The sequence below is a fragment of the Thioalkalivibrio sp. genome, from assembly GCF_007692535.1.
GTDB lineage: Bacteria > Pseudomonadota > Gammaproteobacteria > Ectothiorhodospirales > Ectothiorhodospiraceae > Thioalkalivibrio.
In genome coordinates, this window is sequence record NZ_REBW01000036.1 from 1 (window position 1) to 4,144 (window position 4,144).

The window sequence follows — 4,144 nt, forward strand, 5'->3', positions numbered from 1 at the left end:
AGCACGCGGCTACCCTGGCGCCGGATGGCGGATGACGGGCTTCGCCCTCTTCCGCCCTACGCTTTTTTCATGGTCGGGGGTGGTTGCCAGGCGCCATGAAAGTTAGAACGGTGTGTAGACCGCGCGCAGCCGTGCCGTCTCGCTGCTGTCCTCGCCCATCAGCCGGAGGGTCTGGCCGACGATCTCGAACCCCTGCGTGTCCCCGAGTGCCCGGCTGAATGCCGCTTCGAGGAAATCCACACCCGGCGGGCAGGCCATCATCGTGGTCGCGAACTGCGAGAACTGCAGCGTGTGGTCTGTGCGTTCGAAACCGCCGCGGAAGATGTTGCATCCGATCGTGCCGCTGACCCCCGAACGTTCGCCTTCCAGAAACAGCAGATGCGGCTCGGTCCGGCCGGCGAGCCGGTTGACCGGCATGCCGTCGAGATGGGTGAGCCGCCAGTAGGTGTTGGTGAGCTCCGGCGTGGCGCGCGCAGCGGCGCAGCCGGCGTCGGGCGTGACGTGGTGGAACCGCGACACCACGAGTGAGCGGCGCGGCGGACCCTCCATCTGCTCACGTTCGGTGATTGTGCCCTCGACACGCACAAGAAGCGGTGCGGCTGGAGCGGGCCGGTCTTCCAGGTAGGCCCGTTCCAGCGCCAGATAGTCCTCTTCCATCATCACCGGAAAGGTCTGGCCGGTGAGGCATTCGGTAAAGACCGCAGCGTCGGCGAAATAGACGAGCATGCCCGAAAGGGGGAGGGCGGCGTCGGTTGGGTCGAGCGGCCCGGTTTCGAGCGTGTAGTTGAGCTCGGACTCGATCGACTCGCCCTCCTGGTCAAGCAGGTGCAATGCCTCGTTCGCATCAATGCGCCATTCCGACATGGCCCCGCCCGAGCCGCGCAGGACCAGCGCATCGCGGGTGGGATCGACGTGCCAGCGGCCCGTTTCGTCGACGACGAGATCCCGGTCGAGGTATTCGCGGCGCAGAACGTAGCCCTGGTCGGGCCAGACATCGAGGTGGTGCCGGATGCCCGGGCAGTCGGCGCAGGGCAGGACGCCCGAGAAGGTGGCGGGCAGGGTCAGACCGTGAGCGCCACGGTCGGCGGCCAGCGGGGCAGCGGCGGTGAGGGCCGCGACCGCAGCCGCCGCGAAAATCAAGGTTCGCATGTCATGTCCTCTGCGATTATCGGTCATCAGGATAGCGTCTTTTTGCGCCCCCCGTATGTCAAGCATCAAGGTCTCATAGCCATGGCGGCTATGGTTGGGAATGGCCGTTGGCTCACGGCCGGAGCAGGCCCAACGGCATGTCCTCTGGCTTTTATGCCCTTGTCGTCGCCAACGAGGTGTCCGCGTCGTTACGAGCCGTACCACCACCGGTAATCGTTGTCTCCAGCCGACCCGGAGCTGCCAGTCAGCGGTGATGGGAGAGTGGCTGGAGTCGGACGTAAACCTGAAGTTCGGAACCGGTCTTTGGGACCGACATCGAGATCTCCCAGCCTGCTGCAAGGTGGTGCGACCCATCGCCTGTATCGAGGATCCAGTCGTCATTCCGACGATCCTTGATCACCTGAAGACAAAAAAGGGAACCTGCGAACCCTTCCCGTTACAGAAAGTCGGGCGCCGCCTGGAGCGCGCTGTTCCGCTGACGCCCTCGTCCTCATCTAACCCCGGACGCTATTCACTGGAGCACACGGCAGGATACCGGCTGACCGCCCGCCTGAAATGGCGCGGATATGGCGGCGGGCCATGACCGAGACCCTATGGTTCGGTGCCGATACGGGGACCATCGGCCGCATCGAGGTTCATCCGTGAGAGCGGGGCTCTCGGGTTCCTGCCACCGGGAACTGTGCAGCGCCCTGGCATGCCGAAGCTGGCAGAGACCACACCGGATTTGTTACTTTGGTTTCCCTCAAATGAGCCACTCAGGAGAGAACCATGCGCCGAACCCTGATCGCCACCGCCGTCGCTCTGCCCTTGCTGGCCATGGCCGGCGAACCCTTGCTGGTCGACCCGGAGCGTAACGTTTACATCCCCGGCGCCGACCTCGACCACGGCACCCTGCGGGTGGCCGCGACCTACGACAACGAGCAGTTCCGCATCCACTACGAGTACGCCACCGACGACCCGAGCTGGTACCACCAGTACTGGGTCTACCAAGGCGATGGCGAGTGGAAGCGATACGGGAGCGGTTTTGGTCCCGACGAGCACGGCCTCTACGAAGACCGCATCTCGATGCTTCTGGACGACGGCAGCATTGACGGCTTCAACCGCTACGGCGGCTGGATGACCGCCCACGACGGCATGCGGGCGCTGACGTCGGCAGTGGACGCCGACGCGGTACGCGCCCACCCGAAGCTGGGCGAGGCGCTGGGCCGCAGCGACGTGCGCAAATACATCCCGCAGTCGCGCACCACGGAGGAACCCGCCGAGATGTCCTGGGACGCGATCCGCGACGATGACGAGTTGGATGCCCTCCAGGATGACGGTGTCTTCCTGGACCTGTGGCAGTGGCGCGCCCACCGCAGTCACCCGATGGGCGTTGCCGACAACGGCTATGTCCTCCACTACCGCCTGTCGTCCGAGGGCCGCGGCATGTTCACCACCAACTGGGACGACGATGCCGGCCAGCCGGCGTACATGCTCGATCCCGAAGTCACCGGCAAGCGCGCCCTGAACTGGGAGCGGCTGGTCAACCGCGAGTACGGGCAGGATGACCCCTATTTCATTTCCGAGAACAACTCGGTGGCCTTCGACCCCGAGCACGACTGGCAGGTGGGTGACGTGATCCCGCAGCGCTTCCTGCGCGCGCCCTCCGGCAGCCGGGGCGCCATCGCCGCCGAGGGCGGCTACGAGGACGGCGCCTGGCGGATTCGTCTGACCCGAAGCCTGGAGGCACCGAACCCGAAGGACAGCAAGGGCCTGGAGGAGGGTGGTCTCTACAACGTCGCCTTTGCCGTGCATACCGGCCAGGTGGGGGCGCGCTGGCACCAGGTGTCGCTGCCGCAGACCCTCGGCGTCGGCGTGGACGAGGCCGACATCGTCGCCGTCCGGGTTGACGATATCGCCACCGCGGAAGGCGATGCGCTGCGGTGGACCGAACTGCCGGTGATGTACCCTGGCCAGGCCACCTGGCAGTGGTTGCACAGTGACCATCCCGGTGCCGAACAGGTGCGCTCGGGCGAGGTGAGCATCCACGACCAGCACGTCGCGGAGGATCTGCGCGGCTTCATCATCGCCGAGGAGATCCAGCTGCTGGAGCGCTAGGACCGAGCATTGCGCGCCGGTGTCGGCAGCGCCGGCGCGCAGGTTCAGGGTCAGCGGGCGGGGACATTCCTCGTCGTGGCGGACGATCTCCCGTTTACGCCAGCACCGCGAGCCCCGCACCGCCCATGGCCGCCACGATGACCACGGCCCAAGGCGGGCCATGTGGTCCGTCTGGTCGACGACCTGCTGGACGTCTCTCGTATCAGTCGCGGCAAGATCAAGTTGCACAAAGAGCGGCTAGATCTGGCGGACATTGTCAAGGCCGCGCTGGAAATGAGCGCCCGCGGTCTGGAGCCAGGATGGTCGGAAGGTCACCGTCAGCGTGCCCCCGGAGCCGCTGGCGGTCGAGGGCGACCGGGTGCTGGTGCAGGTCGTCGCGAACCTGCAGAACAACGCGGCCAAGTTCACCGAGGCGGGCGGCCGCATCGACCTTCGTGTGATCCCGCGGGGGAGCGGGTCGAGATTCAGGTGCAGGACGATGGGCAGGGCATCCCGCGTAACCGGCTCGACCACATCTTCGAGATGTTCTCGCAGGCCGAGCCTGGGGTGGACGGCGGTCTGGGCATTGGCCTTTCTTTGGTGCGGGGCCTGCTCGAGATGCACGGCGGTACGGTCCGTGCCGAGAGTGAGGGCCTAGGATCCGGGGCCACCTTCACCGTTTCGCTGCCGCTGTGTTCGGTTGCGGCGGCGCAGCCGGCGGACAGGGCAACGGAGCTTAGTGTCCTCCCGGCGCCGTGTCGCGTTCTGGTGGCGGATGACAATCGGGACATCGCCGAGGGTATGCGCCTGCTGCTCACGATGTTGGGGGCCGAGGCCATTCGAGTCTTCGACGATTGGCCGCCGATCTCACGGCTGGAGCCATGCCATGGCGGATCTGAGTCGCATCACCCTGGACGTA

Annotated in this window: 3 protein-coding genes; 2 read left to right on the forward strand and 1 reads right to left on the reverse strand. The window is 66.1% G+C overall.

Annotated elements, in window-relative coordinates; translation table 11 throughout:
- Positions 1-102: 102 nt before the first annotated feature.
- Positions 103-1,215, reverse strand: coding sequence for an META domain-containing protein (locus EA346_RS00590; protein WP_296754312.1), 1,113 nt, complete (start codon positions 1,213-1,215; stop codon positions 103-105).
- Between the two features lie 702 nt (positions 1,216-1,917).
- Between EA346_RS00590 and EA346_RS00595 the strand changes: the two genes are divergently transcribed.
- Positions 1,918-3,246, forward strand: coding sequence for an ethylbenzene dehydrogenase-related protein (locus EA346_RS00595; protein WP_296754307.1), 1,329 nt, complete (start codon positions 1,918-1,920; stop codon positions 3,244-3,246).
- 162 nt (positions 3,247-3,408) lie between these two features.
- On the forward strand, positions 3,409-4,144 hold a 736-nt coding region (locus tag EA346_RS00600; protein WP_296754309.1), incomplete at its 3' end, for a hybrid sensor histidine kinase/response regulator.

Excerpts from the sequence above, each read along its gene's own strand:
- EA346_RS00595 (WP_296754307.1), top strand. The coding sequence starts at position 1,918 with ATGCGCCGAACCCTGATCGCCACCGCCGTCGCTCTGCCCTTGCTGGCC.
- EA346_RS00590 (WP_296754312.1), bottom strand. The coding sequence starts at position 1,215 with ATGCTTGACATACGGGGGGCGCAAAAAGACGCTATCCTGATGACCGAT.